The organism is Microbacterium sp. B35-04 (genome assembly GCF_010634885.1).
GTDB lineage: Bacteria > Actinomycetota > Actinomycetes > Actinomycetales > Microbacteriaceae > Microbacterium.
This window is the reverse complement of record NZ_MWLP01000081.1, coordinates 1-14,271: the sequence shown is the minus strand read 5'-3', so window position 1 is coordinate 14,271 and position 14,271 is coordinate 1. Positions and strand designations below refer to the sequence as shown.

General features: G+C 70.5%; 13 protein-coding genes and 1 tRNA gene. 6 read left to right on the top strand and 8 right to left on the bottom strand.

The window, feature by feature from the left end; genetic code table 11:
• Window positions 1-180 precede the first annotated feature (180 nt).
• The 4 genes from B1729_RS16070 to B1729_RS20650 all read left to right on the top strand — a co-directional run bounded on the left by B1729_RS16070 (window position 181) and on the right by B1729_RS20650 (window position 4,262).
• Window positions 181-993 carry an alpha/beta hydrolase gene (locus B1729_RS16070; RefSeq protein ID WP_239539680.1) on the top strand — a complete coding sequence of 271 codons (813 nt, stop codon included), beginning with the start codon at window positions 181-183 and terminating at the stop codon, window positions 991-993.
• 3 nt (window positions 994-996) lie between these two features.
• Window positions 997-1,773, top strand: coding sequence for a MerR family transcriptional regulator (locus B1729_RS16065; RefSeq protein WP_163615818.1), 777 nt, complete (start codon window positions 997-999; stop codon window positions 1,771-1,773).
• A gap of 284 nt (window positions 1,774-2,057) precedes the next feature.
• Window positions 2,058-2,128: transfer RNA gene (locus B1729_RS16060), tRNA-Gly, on the top strand.
• Window positions 2,129-2,132: 4 nt separating this feature from the next.
• Window positions 2,133-4,262, top strand: coding sequence for an acyltransferase (locus B1729_RS20650; protein ID WP_204318949.1), 2,130 nt, complete (start codon window positions 2,133-2,135; stop codon window positions 4,260-4,262).
• Between the two features lie 38 nt (window positions 4,263-4,300).
• On the opposite strand, the gene B1729_RS16050 is transcribed toward B1729_RS20650, so the two are convergent.
• Together B1729_RS16050 and B1729_RS16045 are read right to left on the bottom strand one after the other, a co-directional pair.
• Window positions 4,301-5,059, bottom strand: a complete 759-nt coding sequence (locus B1729_RS16050; RefSeq protein ID WP_163633787.1) for a class I SAM-dependent methyltransferase — start codon at window positions 5,057-5,059, stop codon at window positions 4,301-4,303.
• Between the two features lie 631 nt (window positions 5,060-5,690).
• The gene (locus tag B1729_RS16045; RefSeq protein ID WP_163633789.1) at window positions 5,691-6,125 is read right to left on the bottom strand and encodes a VOC family protein; all 435 of its coding nucleotides are present in this window, start codon (window positions 6,123-6,125) and stop codon (window positions 5,691-5,693) included.
• Between the two features lie 113 nt (window positions 6,126-6,238).
• Between B1729_RS16045 and B1729_RS16040 the strand changes: the two genes are divergently transcribed.
• Window positions 6,239-6,718 carry an HNH endonuclease signature motif containing protein gene (locus B1729_RS16040; protein ID WP_239539681.1) on the top strand — a complete coding sequence of 160 codons (480 nt, stop codon included), beginning with the start codon at window positions 6,239-6,241 and terminating at the stop codon, window positions 6,716-6,718.
• A gap of 280 nt (window positions 6,719-6,998) precedes the next feature.
• Here the strand turns inward: B1729_RS16040 and B1729_RS16035 are convergent, their stop codons facing one another.
• Complete coding sequence (locus B1729_RS16035; protein WP_163633783.1) at window positions 6,999-7,889, bottom strand: PfkB family carbohydrate kinase; 891 nt, start codon at window positions 7,887-7,889, stop codon at window positions 6,999-7,001.
• Between the two features lie 117 nt (window positions 7,890-8,006).
• On the opposite strand from B1729_RS16035, the gene B1729_RS16030 reads away from it, so the two are divergent.
• On the top strand, window positions 8,007-8,549 hold the full coding sequence (locus B1729_RS16030; protein ID WP_163615813.1) for a GrpB family protein: 543 nt from the start codon (window positions 8,007-8,009) through the stop codon (window positions 8,547-8,549).
• A 193-nt stretch (window positions 8,550-8,742) separates the two neighbouring features.
• Here B1729_RS16030 and B1729_RS20645 read toward each other — a convergent pair whose 3' ends face one another.
• The 5 genes from B1729_RS20645 to kduD all read right to left on the bottom strand — a co-directional run bounded on the left by B1729_RS20645 (window position 8,743) and on the right by kduD (window position 14,182).
• A complete protein-coding gene (locus B1729_RS20645) occupies window positions 8,743-10,701 on the bottom strand; it encodes a beta-galactosidase family protein (RefSeq protein ID WP_204318948.1) in 1,959 nt (652 codons plus the stop codon).
• Window positions 10,698-11,360, bottom strand: coding sequence for a bifunctional 4-hydroxy-2-oxoglutarate aldolase/2-dehydro-3-deoxy-phosphogluconate aldolase (locus tag B1729_RS16015; protein WP_163633781.1), 663 nt, complete (start codon window positions 11,358-11,360; stop codon window positions 10,698-10,700). Before B1729_RS16015 ends, B1729_RS20645 begins: the two co-directional genes overlap by 4 nt.
• 111 nt (window positions 11,361-11,471) lie before the next feature.
• Complete coding sequence (locus B1729_RS16010; RefSeq protein WP_239539679.1) at window positions 11,472-12,410, bottom strand: sugar kinase; 939 nt, start codon at window positions 12,408-12,410, stop codon at window positions 11,472-11,474.
• Window positions 12,411-12,512: 102 nt separating this feature from the next.
• On the bottom strand, window positions 12,513-13,361 hold the full coding sequence (gene kduI, locus B1729_RS16005) for a 5-dehydro-4-deoxy-D-glucuronate isomerase (RefSeq protein WP_163633777.1): 849 nt from the start codon (window positions 13,359-13,361) through the stop codon (window positions 12,513-12,515).
• Window positions 13,362-13,417: 56 nt separating this feature from the next.
• Window positions 13,418-14,182, bottom strand: coding sequence for a 2-dehydro-3-deoxy-D-gluconate 5-dehydrogenase KduD (gene kduD, locus B1729_RS16000; RefSeq protein ID WP_163633775.1), 765 nt, complete (start codon window positions 14,180-14,182; stop codon window positions 13,418-13,420).
• Window positions 14,183-14,271 lie beyond the last annotated feature (89 nt).

Sequence of the window (14,271 nt, the reverse complement as noted above, 5' to 3'; positions counted from 1 at the left end):
ACTTGGACGGCCTCGACCATCGACTCCAGCTCTGCGAGTCGTTGGTCGAGGCCGTCCAAGTGGAATTACTCGCGCCCCTCACCACGCACGAAGCACGCACATTCGTCCAACTGCTCACGAAGCTCTTGGCCTGAGGACGGGTCTTGACCTTGACCTTGGGTCAAGGTGAAGGCTGACACCATGAATACGACGAGCGCAACGACAGCCACAAACCCCGCATGGACCGGCATGGTGTCAATCGAGGACACGGCCCTGGCCGTCACAGACACCGGTGGTCCGGGCACCCCCGTCGTCTACCTGAACGGCTCATATGCCTCCAAGCGGCACTGGCAGCGCGTCATCGCAGAGCTCGGGCCGGGGTACCGCCACATCACCTTCGACGAACGGGCACGTGGGAAGTCCAAGCTCGCGACCGACTACTCGTTCGAGGCCTGCGTGCGCGACATCGACGCCGTCCTCGATGCGAGGGGCGTGGACCGTCCGCTGCTGGTCGGTTGGTCGTACGGAGCCCTGCTCGGTGTGCACTGGGCGAGTCGCAACCCAGCCCGCGCACTGGGTGTGGTGGGTGTCGATGGCCCGTATCCGGCCGGCTGGACGGACGAGGCCGGCCACGACGAGATCCGGAAGGTGTTCAAGCGATTGAAGCCGCTGATGCCGCTGGTTCGCCCGTTGGGTCTGGCCGCGCGGTTCTCCGCCGAGACCCACGCGGATCTTGCCATCGAGTCCCACCTGCTCCACGCCGCCCTCGAGCCTGTACTCGACGGCATGGTCGTGCCAGTCCGGTACGTCGTCGCATCCGGAGAGGCCCTCGGAAGCCGCGACGACCTGCAGGAGCAGATGCGCAAGGCCATCGACCCGCTGCTGGTCCGCAACCCGAACCTGAAGGTGAGCGCGAAGGTCGGAAGCAACCACGGAAGCGTCCTGAGGAAGGACTCCATCGCCGTTGCTGTCGCCGTGCGCGAGGTGGCAGCCCTCGAACGGCCGGGTCGTTAGGGCATGGGCGGCGGACTGACGATCGGGCTTGCGGCGACCTTCGCCGGCGTCACGGTGAAGACAGTGCGGCACTACCACCGGCTCGGGCTGGTCGAAGAGCCGGGCCGTGACAGTTCTGGCTATCGGCGTTACGGATCGAGCGAGCTGCTGCGGCTGGTCCAGGTTCGCACCTTGGCGGCCGCCGGGGTGCCGCTGGTCGAGATCGGGCCCCTGCTCGACGCCGGCACGGAGCAGTTCGCCGCCGCCCTCGTCGACGTCGAACAGCGACTTACCGGTCAGATCTCGGCGTTGATCGCACGCCGCGACACGCTGCACCGGCTCGCCGACGGCGACCGGGCTCTCCTGCCGGACCGGGCGTGCGCCGTGCTCGACCGGATGCGCGCCCTCGGCTTCAGTCCCGATTACGTGGTCGGCCAACGTGAGGGATTCGTGCTGGCTCGAGCGCTGCTGCCAGTGGGCTTCGAGAGCTTCCTCGCCCAGATCGAACTCCGGCTCGACGATCCCGTGTTCGTCGACCTGACCAAGCGCAGTTGGGAGGCCGAGGCTTGGGACGCCGACGATCCGCGCATCGAGGAACTCGCCACCGCCACGGCCGACCACTACCTCGCCAACCGGGACCTCCTCGGCGACCCCGAGATCATGCGCGCCTGGACTGAGGCCGCCGCCAAGTACGCGCTGATCAACAACCATGGCCAGGACCAGGCACCCATCTCAGCCCGATTGACCGCGCTCACTGAAGCCAAGCTGCGTACCGCCGGCGTAGCGGTGCCGCGCGAGTGACCGGAGCACCGCGGTGAGCTCCAGCGCGCCCGCCCGATAGCCGGTCCCCACGGGTGCTCGTGTTCGAGTCGGAGCGCCCAACGACAGTCACCAGCGGGGAGTCCCGCATCACCCGCCCGCGACAGCGTCCCGGTGACGGTGCTCCGACTGCTCCAAGCTTGAGTTCTGTGGAAGATCGGTAAGAGACTGCACCATCAGTGACCTCGGACGACGGTGACGGATGCCGCGACTTCGTGCGCACGGCATCCGCTCTGTTATCCTTGCCACGCGCCGAAAGGCTGCACGGGGATGTAGTTCAATGGCAGAACTTCAGCTTCCCAAGCTGATAGCGCGGGTTCGATTCCCGTCATCCCCTCTCTATGCCAGCGATCGCCGCCCACGAGTACTCGCCCTGGGATTTCTGGCGCGAAGCCTCGGTCGACGAGCGCGACGCGCAGCTCGCGATCCAGCACGCACTGGTCGAAGGCCGCGCCGATCACACGCTCGGAGAGCAGTGCTTCGTCTCGGAGCTCGCGTCGATCGACAACGACGCGCTGCGCCTCGGTGACCGCACCTACGTAGCCGCCGGCGCCTACCTCACCGGTGATCTCAACGCAGGGGCCGACTGCAGCATCAACCCCTACACGGTCATCCGCGGACGCGTCACCATGGGCGACGGCGTGCGCATCGGCGCACACACGTCGATCGTCGGCTTCAACCACTCGATGGAATCCGGCACACCGGTCTTCCGGCAGCCGCTCACCTCGAAGGGCATCGAGATCGGCGACGACGTGTGGATCGGCTCCCACGTCGTGATCCTCGACGGCGTCCGCGTCGGCTCCCACTCGGTGCTCGCCGCGAGCGCCGTGGTCACCAAGGACGTCCCCGCCGGCGCCGTCGTCGGCGGCAACCCCGCGCGGTTCATCCGCTGGCGCGTCGAGCCGGACGACACCGGGGTCGCGCCGGACGCGGCTGCCGATGCCGCCGCGCGCGGCGTGGACGGCGGTGCCGGTGCTGGTGCGGGTGTCCAGGCGGTTGCGGAGAGCGCGGCCGAGGAGGGTGCCCCCGTCAGCGAGACCGGCGCGGCCTTCGCCGCCGCGGCGGCCATGCGCGCAATCGTGGCGCAGGCCGCAGCCCGCGATGGCGATGCCGTGAGCGCTGACGGACCTCCACCCTCCGCCGCGACTTCAGCGTCGGTCGCCGACTCCCTCGGGGACTCGACCGCTGACTCAGCCGGCGCCTCGGTGGCTGGCTCGGCCCCGGTCGCTGGGTCGGCGAAGGTCGCTGTGTCGGCGCCGGTCGCTCACTCAACCTCCGCCCTGGCTGCTGACCCTATCCCCGCGGCGACCTTCGGCTCGACCCCGACCCCGACCCCGGCACCGACCGCGGCACCGGCCTCGACTGGAGCGCCCTCGTCGAGCGTGGACGACACCACCGGCCTTGCCGAGCGGGTCGCTGAGCTCGCCGCACGCGCTCGGGCGGAGGCATCCACTCTCCTCCAGCGCGCATGGAACGACGACCTCGGACTCTTCGCCGACCGTCCCGGCACGTCGCCGACGATTCGTGCGCAGGCCGATGCGGTCGAGATCGCCGACCTGCTGCTCCGCACGGCGCCCCCGCAGGCTCCCGCGGCCGCGCAGATCCGGCGGCTGCAGGGCTGGCAGGATGCCGCGACCGGCGCCGTCGCACCCCTCGACGCGGACGGACAGCAGCAGGCGGGCCTCGGCTTCTCGCACGGCGACGTCGCGTACCACGTGCTGAGCGTCGGGTACGGGCTGGATCTGCTCGGGTCGGCGTTTCCGGCTCCTCTCACGTGGGTCACCGCGGCCACGCCGGAGCGCGTGGTCGAGTTCTGCGAGAGTCTGCCGTGGGGGTCCGACGCGTGGAACGCCGGACACCACATCGACGGCTTCGGCACCGCGATTCTGTGGACACGGCGGGCGGGGCATCCGATTCCGGCGGGTGTGGAGGAGGCGCTGTTCGGCTGGCTGACCCTCAACGCCGACCCGCACACCGGCATGTGGGGTGCGGCGACCGCCGACGGCGGGCTGCTGCCCGTGGTGAACGGCTTCTACCGGGCCTCGCGCGGCACCTTCGCACAGTTCGGGATGCCGCTCCCCTACCCCGAGCGCGTGATCGATACCGTGCTGCGCCACGCGCGCGATCCCCGCTGGTTCGCCCCGGGCGCGCGCAACGCGTGCAACGTGCTCGACGTCGCGCACCCGCTGTGGCTCACCCGCGGAACCGGCTATCGCGGCGACGACGTGCGGGACCTCGCCGCACGATTGCTGTCGGACGCGCTCTCGACGTGGACGCCGGACGCCGGGTTCTCGTTCCGCGAGCCGACGCCTGCTGCCCGCGGACTCGCCGAGACCGAGCCGGGGCTGCAAGGCACCGAGATGTGGCTCGCGATCCTTTGGTACCTCGCCGACCTCGCGGGAGTCTCCGACGCCCTCGGGTACCGGCCGCGCGGTGTGCACCGACCCGAGCCAGCGGCGGCGCTGCGGTAGACGCCCCGCCTGGGGAGGCTTCCCGCGCTCGTGGGGCGTCAGGACCCGCTCTCGCGAGACGTCGGGGCAAGCACGAGCAGCCACGAGGAGTAGTGCTCGGTGACGGTGCCGCCGAGCTCCCTCACGGCGTCCACGGCCTGCGCCACCTCGGCAGGAGACCAGTCGCTGAACGTGCGGAAGAGGCTGCCGACCCCGTCGGCGTCGAGGTCGATACTCCAGCGGTAGGTCGAGGCATCCGCCACCGCGAATAGGCCGGACTCCGTCAGCGCACCGGTCATTGCGGTGAGGTCCTCGGCGGGCGGACCCGTCCGCGCCGGCGCCCGGCGCGCTCGGACGATCTCGGCGACGCGCTCGCGGAGGGGTGTCGGAGGTGCCTCGAAGTCGCCGAAGACGTTGCGCCACACGGCCAGGCGCCCGCCGTCCGTGAGGGCCGTGCGCACACGGGGAAGCACGATCGACAGGTCCATCCAGTGGATCGCCGTCGCGGCGACGACGAGGTCGAAGCTCGACGCGGGTAGCTCCACGTCTTCGGCGCGAGCGACCTGCACCGTCGCGGTCGGATAGGACTCACGAAGAAGGCGGGACAGTCGGCGGCCGGGCTCGATCGCTGTCACGCGCAGCCCGGCGGCCAAGAGCGTTCCGGTCGCCTGCCCGCTGCCGGCACCCAGATCGAGCGCCGTCGTCCCCGGGCGCAGCAACCCGAGGTCGTGCAGGCGGCGCCACAGCTGCGGCGGGTAGGACGGGCGCGCGGTGGCGTACTCGTCGGCGAGCTTCTCGAAATGCATGCCGTCCGCCACACCGATGAGCGTAGGCGGGCACGGCGAGCCTGACGACCCTTCGACGGACCAGACGCATCGGGGGGTGAAAGAGCGAGCGACGGGAACTGCGCCGGACACGATGACTACGCTCTCCCCGTCGGACGGACGCTAGGCAGACCTACCCACCAAGTCCTCCGCGTTCAGACCGCCGAAGTGTTCAGCGATGAAGCTGCGAATCTGAGACGGGTCAACCCAGTCGATATCCCAGCCGTTGGTGACGTCGAGAGTCCTCTGGTCGTCTTCCCAGTACGAGTCGTCGCACTCGTCGTCGGGGCGGCCTCACGGCAGGTCGTGCAGCTCCCAGATGCCCTGGAGCGGAACGAAGAGAATGGCGCGCCCAGCTACCTCACCAGCGCGACATCTGCCGCCCACGACCTTGCCGCCCCACAGCTCCATCGTCTTGAGCGCCTCCCATCATCACGATAACGAGCGCGGCGCACTCCACGCCATCCTCCATCACGTCGGGCCGGGCTCAAGCCTGCGCACAGTTCGGATCTGCACGAGGCGGCGAAGCCCGGATTGTCGAAGAACAGGGCGACCGAGGCATCCACCCACTGCTTGATCAGCCGGACGAGCCGGTCCGCATCCAGCGCGTCAGTGGACGATGCACTCAGCCCGCGACCAACTCCACCTTGAAGCGCTCGGCGTTCTCGAGGAAGGCCGCATAGTGGTCGCCGCCGCCCGCGTATGGATGGCGGTCGGCGTAGAGCCTCCGCCAGTGGTGTTCGGGCGCGGCTTCCCAGAGCCGATCGACGTCGCCGCGAGTGCCCGCGTGGAACGCGAGATGGCTGAGCCCCGCCCCGCGTCGATCGTGTGGGGTGGCGCCCGGGGCCGCGGCCAGCACGAGATAGGTGGCACCGAGCCGCCAGCTGCGGCCTCCCGGCCACTCCTGGAACGGCTCGTAGCCGAGTTCGCCGAGCAGCCAGTCGAACGCCGGCCAGGTGACCGCCAGGTCGAGCAACTGCAGTTCGACATGATGAAGGATGCCGCGATGCGGCGCCTCCGCGGCAACCGCGTCGGAGTCTTCGCGCGCGTCGAGATGCATCGGGTCCGCCACCCGCTCGAGCCTACGCGGACGGCGATCCTCGGCCGTTTCGTGGCCTCGACGCCGTTCGTCGAGTCGTCCGTGATCGCACTGCAGCCGAGGGCCGTGGCGTGATGGCTGTGACGGGCGTGGGGCACTTCGAAGATGGTGGCGCGGCGGTTCCCTCGGGCGTCGTCGAGGCGCGACTCTGCGATTCCGGCGCCATCCCGGTCGTCTGGAGCGCCGAAGGACGACCTCTCGACGTCGGTCGCGAGCTGCGACTGTTCACCCGAAAGCAGCGCATCGCGATCGCCGCGCGCGACGGCGGCTGCATGTGGCCGTCGTGCGCCGCGCCGATCTCGCAATGCGAGTTCCATCATCTGGATCACTGGTGGGAGCACCATGGGCGCACGGATGTCGATGACGGCATCCCCCTGTGCCGCAACTGTCACCTGCGCCTGCACAACCAGGGTTGGCGGATACGCCGAACCCGAGATCCTCTGACCGACGCCGACAGCTATTGGCTGCATCCACCCCCAGATCCGCACACCGGCGAGGTCAGCGAGCCGACTCGACTCGCGTCGAGATCACCACGCCGCTTCGAAGCGGCTTGAAGATGCGGGGCCACGTGATCCCGGCGCGTGACGTGCCGAGGGGTGATGCGATGCTGAGCGTCGCGATCACCACCACGCCGTTCGAGGCGCCGCGAACATGCCGAGCCGTATGCCCCGCCACTGCACGACGCGCGGAGGGATGATGCGGTTTGACGGTCGCGATCACCACGCCGTTCGAGGCGCCGTGAAGACGCCGAGCCGCATGCTCCGCCACGGCGCGACGGGCGAAAGGGATGATGCGAAGCGGAGGCACATCCACCACCTGACGGAGAGAGGCACGTCAGACGACAGTCGCGACGGCGGGATGGAGGTGCTCGGATGCGAGCGCGACCGTAGCTTGGCGGGCACCCCAAGCGAGGCAGTTCGTCAAATCCTCGCCGGCGAGCGAGGCAGTGAGGAACCCCGCGAAGAAGGCGTCGCCCGCGCCGTTGGTGTCGATGACGTCGACCGGTACGGCCGGCATCTCCGACCGCTCCCCCGTCGCCGCAAGGGCGATCGCGCCCTGCGCGCCGAGCGTGCACACCGCGATGCGCGGACCGCGGTCGAGACAGCTCTGCATCAGCGCCCACGGGTCGCCGGTGGCGTCGTCATTCATGAACACGACATCGGCGGCGCGCACGAATGGCTCGTGGAAGGGCGACGCGCCGTCGTAGTCGTGCAGGTCGGTCCAGATGGGCGCCCCGGCGGCACCGGCCAGCCGCCGTTCCACGAGGGCTGCGCCGACCTCGCTGAGGTCCACCACGGCAACCTCGGCCTCACCGAGGGCGGCCTCCATGCGATCCAGGTCGGCAGCCGACGGTGACGAAGGCGTCGAGTGGTAGAGGCTCACGCGCTCCCCCGCCGGCGTCATCAGGTTCGCGTGCCGCTCGGTGCGCTCCGAGGTATATGCCTCGAGCCGTACGTTCCCCGCAGCCAGCGCCGTCACGACTCGGCGGCCGTCCTCGTCGTCGCCGATCAACGCGTGCAGCGCCACCTCGATGCCCTCGTCAGCGAGGTGCAGCGCCTTCCCGGCAGAGGTTCCGCCCAGCGTGTAGTGGTCACCGAGCGCGAACTGCATATGCGGCACCGGATCAGGAAGGCGATCGAGCAGGATGAGGTGGTTCCACGAGGCCGGGCCGCAGACGGCGACCCGCGCAGCAGCGGTCGAAGACGGCAGAGAGGCGGGAGGCATCCGCTCAGTAAACCAGCTTCCGGCTGCGCGTGTAAGCGCTTGCACAATGCGCGGTCCTGGTACCGGCCGCTTGCCGGCAGCACGCTGGCTGCGGATCGAGATGCCAGGCTGGTCGGCATGACTGTCACCGTCGTGCCCTACTCCGAAGATTGGCCGGAGCAGTTCGCCCGGGTGGCTGCGGACCTGCGGCTGGCACTGGCCCACGTGCCGGTGCTCTCGATCGAACATGTCGGCTCGACATCGGTGGCGGGGCTGGCGGCCAAGCCGGTCATCGACATCGATGTGGTCGTGCGGCGTGAAGATGTGGCGGCGGCGGTCGCCGCACTCGTCGCCGTCGGCTACTCGCATCGCGGCGATCTCGGCGTCAGCGACCGGGAGGCGATGGCCGCCCCCGACGATGATCCGCGACGCAACGTCTACATCTGCGTAGAGGGCACGCTGCACCTGCGGAACCACCTCGCGGTACGCGCGATCCTGCGCGAGCGCGCAGACCTCCGTGAGCGCTACGGCGCCATCAAGACCGAACTCGCCCGGGACCCGGCGATGGACATCGCGCGATACCTCGCCCTCAAGTCCCCTGTACTTCAGGAGGTCCTCGCCTTGTCCGACCTCACCGACGCCGAGAAGCGGGCGATCCTCGCCCTCAACACGGGCAACTGACGTCGCGAGGCGGGCACCCGCGGCCGCACCCCACCGCACCGTCCTCGGCTGGCGGCGGGCGTCAATGCGAGCTGGTGCTCTTCGCCCCAGAGACACCGCCGCAATCAACCAGTGGACGCAGTTGCGCCAGATGGCTAACGACCGAACTTGTGCGGTCGTGCCACCGGGACAGCGGACGGCCGGGTCGTGGTGGCTACTCCTCCCGGGGGCCGAGGTCCGGCTCGGCGACGAACCGGGCGACCGTGTCGGTGACGCGATCCAGCTCGATCACGACCAGCGAGTTCTCCCCCGCGTGCAGGGCGGCCGCCGGCACGTACAGCGTCCGCTGCGGCCCGCTGCTCCAGTACCGGCCGAGGAGGAAGCCGTTGACGAGCGCATAGCCCTTGCCCCACCCGGCCGTGTCGAGGAACAGGTCGGCGGGCGACTGGAGCGAGAACGACCCTCGCCGCAGGAACGGGCCGACGCGGGGTTCGGCCCCGGCCGACGCCGCATTCGCCGCAAAGGTCGACGCCGCATCCGGGACCGCAGGACCGGCAGCTCCGGTGGTCGCGGACACTGCCGCCGCGGCACCCAGCGCGGCGACATCGATCGGCGTCGCGGTCCAGGCGGTGAGCGCCACACCGTCGAGGGTGACAGGTCCGATCAGACCCTTGGACTCACCCAGCCGGACGTCGTAGTTCACGCGGCCCTGCTCCTCGACGAGGACGCGCACCCGACGCCCGTCGGGCACGACGAGAGCATCCTCGTGGCGCGTGCGCGACAGCGTGCCCACCGGCACACCGTCGACAGAGAGCCAGGCGTGGTCTCGCACCTCGCCGAAGCGCAGGACGCCACCGCGACCGTCGGGCAGCTCGGCCTCATACGAGACGAGGGCGCTGAGGTGACCCAGCTCCTCGAAGGTCGGAGGCGTCCCAGGCTGGGACACGGTCCCCACCGCCCCTCCACTCGCAGTTCCCGCTGCTCCTTTACGCGCCGCTGGCGCGTCGAGCGGGGCCTCCGGCTGCGGGGGCCCAGACGGGTCGAGCGGAGCCGCCGGCCGCGTGGGCCCAGCCGCGGGCGGCGCCGCGGCAGATGCGTCGGCCGACGCCCAGACCGGCTCGAGAGCGACCTCGAATGTCGGTGCAGGTCCTGTGACCGCCGGCACCTCGTCGGGCACCGTCGCGTACTTGGCGATGACCTCGCGGAAGGCGAAGTACTTCTCGGTCGGGTCGCCGCGCTCGTCGAGCGGCGCGTCGTAGTCGTAGGACGTCACGATCGGCAGGTACCGGCCCTTGTCGTTCGCACCGTTGGTGAGACCGTAGTTGGTGCCGCCGTGGAACATGTAGAAGTTCACGGATGCCCCGGCCGCGAGCAGTGCGTCGAGCTCGGCGGCCGACGCGGACGCGGGCGTCGTGTGATGGGCGTTGCCCCACCAGTCGAACCAGCCGTCCCAGAACTCGGCGCACATCAGCGGTCCGGTGGGCTGGTGACGGCGCAGCGTCGCGAGACGCTCGGCGGCGCGCGAGCCGAATGAGCCGGTGAGGTGCACGCCCTCGACGCTGCCGTCGCTCAGCATCTGATCGGTCGGCTGGTCGATGGTCGTCAGCGGCACCGTGATGCCGGCGTCCTTCGTCACGCGAACCAGATGCTCGAGATACGCGGTGTCGTCGCCGTAGGCGCCGTACTCGTTCTCGATCTGCACGAGCACGACGGGTCCGCCGCGGTCGATCTGGCGCGGAGCCACGATCTCGTAGACGCGCTCCAGGTAAGCGGTGACCTCGGCGAGGTAGAGCGGCTCGGAACGACGGAGTCCGACACCCTCGAGCCCGGTCAGCCACACCGGCAGGCCCCCGTTATGCCATTCGGCGCATATATAGGGCCCCGGGCGGACGATGGCGTGCATCCCCTCGGCTGCGACCAGGTCGAGAAAGGCGCCCAGGTCGTTCCAGCCTGTCGCATCCCATTCGCCGCGCCGCGGCTCATGCGCGTTCCACGCGACATACGTCTCGATGGTATTGAGGCCCATCAGCCGTGCCTTGCGGATGCGGTCGGCCCACTGCCCGGGGTGCACGCGGAAATAGTGCAGCGCACCTGAGAGCACGCGGAAGGGCTCGCCGTCGAGGAGGAAGTCGGACTCGCCGATCGCGAACGAGCGCGGGGCTACCGCCGTCATCGGGCGGCCGCGCGTGTGCGGAGCACCTCGGCGAGACGCTCGAGCTGCGAGGCGTCTTCGAGGGCGGAACCGACCGCCGCGACACGGACACCGGCGTCGAGGAACTCCTCCACGTTCGAGGCGTCCAGCCCACCGGTGGCGACGAAGCGCACCTGAGGGAACGGCCCGCGGATGTGCTTGAACCAGCCGCTGCCGAGCCACGTCGCCGGGAACGCCTTGAGCCACGTGAGCCCGAGCGAGACCGCCAGCTGCACCTCGCTGGGCGTCGCGACGCCGGGGAGGATCGGGATGCCGGCATCCTGCGCCGCCCGCACCACGACCGGGTCGAGACCCGGCGAGACGAGGTACACCGCGCCGGCGTCAGTGGCCAGCGCCACCTGCGCCGGCGTGATGATCGTGCCGGCTCCTACGCTCTTGCCCCGGGTGGCAGCCTTTGCGACGACCGCGCGCAGCGCCCGCTCGTCCTCGTCGGTCTGCAGCGGCACCTCGACGGAGTCGATGCCGAGGTCCCACGCGGTCTCGGACAGGCGCACCGAGCGCTCGACGCCCATGCCGCGCAGGATCGCCATGAGCGGCGCGCCGGCGAACGCCGTCTCGAACCACGCGGCCTGGGCCGCGGCATCCGCGCTGCTCGTCGATGAGGAGGGCTGGGAGGTCATTCGGAAGTCCTTCGTTCGTCGCGTTCAGTCTTCTTCTCGGGTTCGGGGCGCACCGCGCGCGTTCGGGGCGGACGGCGCGCGCCCCGAACGTTCGTGACGCGCCCCGACCGGTCATACCGTCGGAGCGCCGGGGAGCGGGACGGGCGCCCCGCCTCTGTCGCCGGTCGACGCCGGCTCGTCGATCGAGTCGGTGGTGGTCTGCAGAGTGCGCGCGGCGCGCTCGTGGCCCGCGCGGAGCCGTTCGGACACCGAGGCCCCGGAGAGGCGGCCAGCGAGGTATCCCCCGGCGAAGGCGTCGCCGGCGCCGACGGGTTCGACGACCTCGACGACCAGGGCCGGCTCGAAGACCTCAGCGTCGCCGACGAACGCGGTCGCGCCGATGTCGCCGTCCTTGACGATGAGCTCCGCGACCTCCGGCAGGAGAGCGCGCACCTCGGCCGCGGTCGCGGTGCCCCACAGGGTCTCGGCCTCGTCGCGGCCGACCAGCACGATGTCTGCTGTACGAGCGAGCTCGAGCAGCACGGGGGCGGCGGTGGCGGCATCCCACAGCGGCGCGCGGTGGTTGACGTCGAACGACACGGGCACCCCGTGCTCCCGCGCCCGCGTCATGACGCGGGAGAGGAAGGACGAGGCGGATGCCGAGATCGCCGCCGTGATGCCCGACACGTGCAGCAGGTCGATGCCGTCGAACGAGACGGCGTCGGCATCGGCGGCATCGAGGTGCGCAGCCGCGGAACCCCGTCGGTAGTAGAGGACGCCGTTGCCGGGATCCTTCACGTACAGCCCGGTGGGGTGGGCGCCGTCGAACACGACGCGCGAGACGTCGACGCCGCGCGCGGTGAGCTGCCGCGCGATGCGGCGGCCGAGCGCGTCGTCGCCCAGGCGGCTGAACCACACCGCCCGATGGCCGAACGCGGCCACGTGCGCGGCGACGTTCGACTCGGCGCCGCCCGCGTCCAGGAGGAACGCATCCGCCTCGGCGATGGGCGCCGCGACGACGGGCGTGACCATCGCCATCGTCTCGCCGATCGCGAGCAGAGTCAGGGGCACCGCCCCAGCGTAGTCAGGCCGCGGCATCCTTCACCGCTTCCACTCCGCCGCTCGTGCGCCGCGCCGGCCCCGGCGTCGCCCGCTGTGGCACGCCCGCGTCCGTCATCGCAGGTCGGTGACGGGCGCGGCGTCCATGTCGTCGAAGGCCTGGTTCTCGCCCGCCATCGCCCAGACGAACGTGTACGCCGACGTGCCGACGCCGGAGTGCAGCGACCACGAGGGCGAGATCACTGCCTGACGGTCGGCGATCACCAGGTGACGCGTCTCTTCGCGCTCGCCCATGAGGTGGATGACGCGGGCGTCCTCGGGCAGGTCGAAGTACAGGTAGCACTCGGTGCGGCGGTCGTGCGTGTGCGCGGGCATGGTGTTCCACATCGAGCCCGGGTGCAGCTGGGTGACGCCCATGACGATCTGGCAGCTCTTCACGCCGTTCTCGTGGATGTACTGGTTGAGCGTGCGGCGGTTCGAGGTCACCTGGTCGCCGAGCTCGCGCACCGTGCCCTCGCCGGGCGAGACGAGCGCGGCCGGGTAGGCGCTGTGGGCCGGTGCCGAGAAGAGGTAGAACTGGGCGCCCGACTCCTCGCCGTCCGCGTCGGCGAACGACACGGAACGGATGCCGCGGCCGAGGTACAGGCAGGCTCCCTTGACGAGCGTGTAGACCTCGCCGTCGGCGGTGACCGTGCCGGTGCCGCCGACGTTGATGATGCCGACCTCGCGGTGTTCGAGGAAGTAGTCGCTGCGGATCTCGGGGTAGCCGCCGAGCTCGAGGACGCCGCCCGCGGGCACGGCACCGCCGAGCACGATGCGATCGTGGTGCGTGTACGTGAGGCGGATCTCGCCGGGCACGAAGACGTCTGGGATGAGGTACGTGTCGCGCAGGTCCTGCGTGGTCATGCCCGGGATCTGGGCGGGGTTGGTCGCGTAGCGCTGCGGGATGTTCGTCTGGGTCACGGTTCTCTCCTGGTCTTGCGCGGTTCTGTCTGGGTTGCTCGGGCGGTGGGGGCGGGTCAGCGGACGAGCCAGCCGCCGTCGACGGGGATGACGGCGCCGGTCACGTAAGCGGCGGCGTCCGAGGCGAGGAAGACGAAGACGCCCTGCAGATCGGATGCCTCGCCCCACCGTCCCGCGGGGATGCGCGACAGGATCGACGCGGCGCGGTCCTCGTCGGCTCGCAGCGGTGCGGTGTTGTCGGTCGCCATGTAGCCGGGGGCGACGGCGTTGACGGTGACGCCGGCGGCCGCCCACTCGTTGGCGAGGGCCTTGGTGAGCCCGGCGACCGCGTGCTTGGAGGCGGTATATGCCGGAACGAGAATGCCGCCCTGGAACGAGAGCATCGATGCGACGTTGATGATGCGTCCGCTCCCCTGCGCCAGCATGTGGCGTCCGGCGGCCTGCGAGAGGTGGAACACGGCATCGAGGTTGACCGCGAGCACGTCGTCCCAGTCCCCCGCCGGGTACTCCGCGGCGGGGGCGCGGCGGATGGTGCCGGCGTTGTTGACGAGGATGTCGAGACCGCCGAGTTCGGCGATCACCTCGTCGACCGCCGACGCGAGCTCGGCGGCCGACGCCGACACGAGGTCGCGCTGCACGCGGTGGACGCGGCGGCCGGTCGCGGCGATGAGGTCGGCGGTCGCCGATGCATCGCCACGGTCGAGCAGCGCGACGTCGGCGCCCGCCTCTGCGAGCGCGACGGCGGCCCCCTGGCCCAGGCCACGGCTCGAGCCCGTGACGAGCGCCACCTTGCCGTCGAGGCGGAAGGAATCGAGGATCATGCGTTGTCTCCTGTGCTGTCACCGGTCGTCGAGCGAGCGGGGCGAGACGAAGCGCCCTGGGCTTGCGGGGAGGTCCGAGGCGTTTCGTC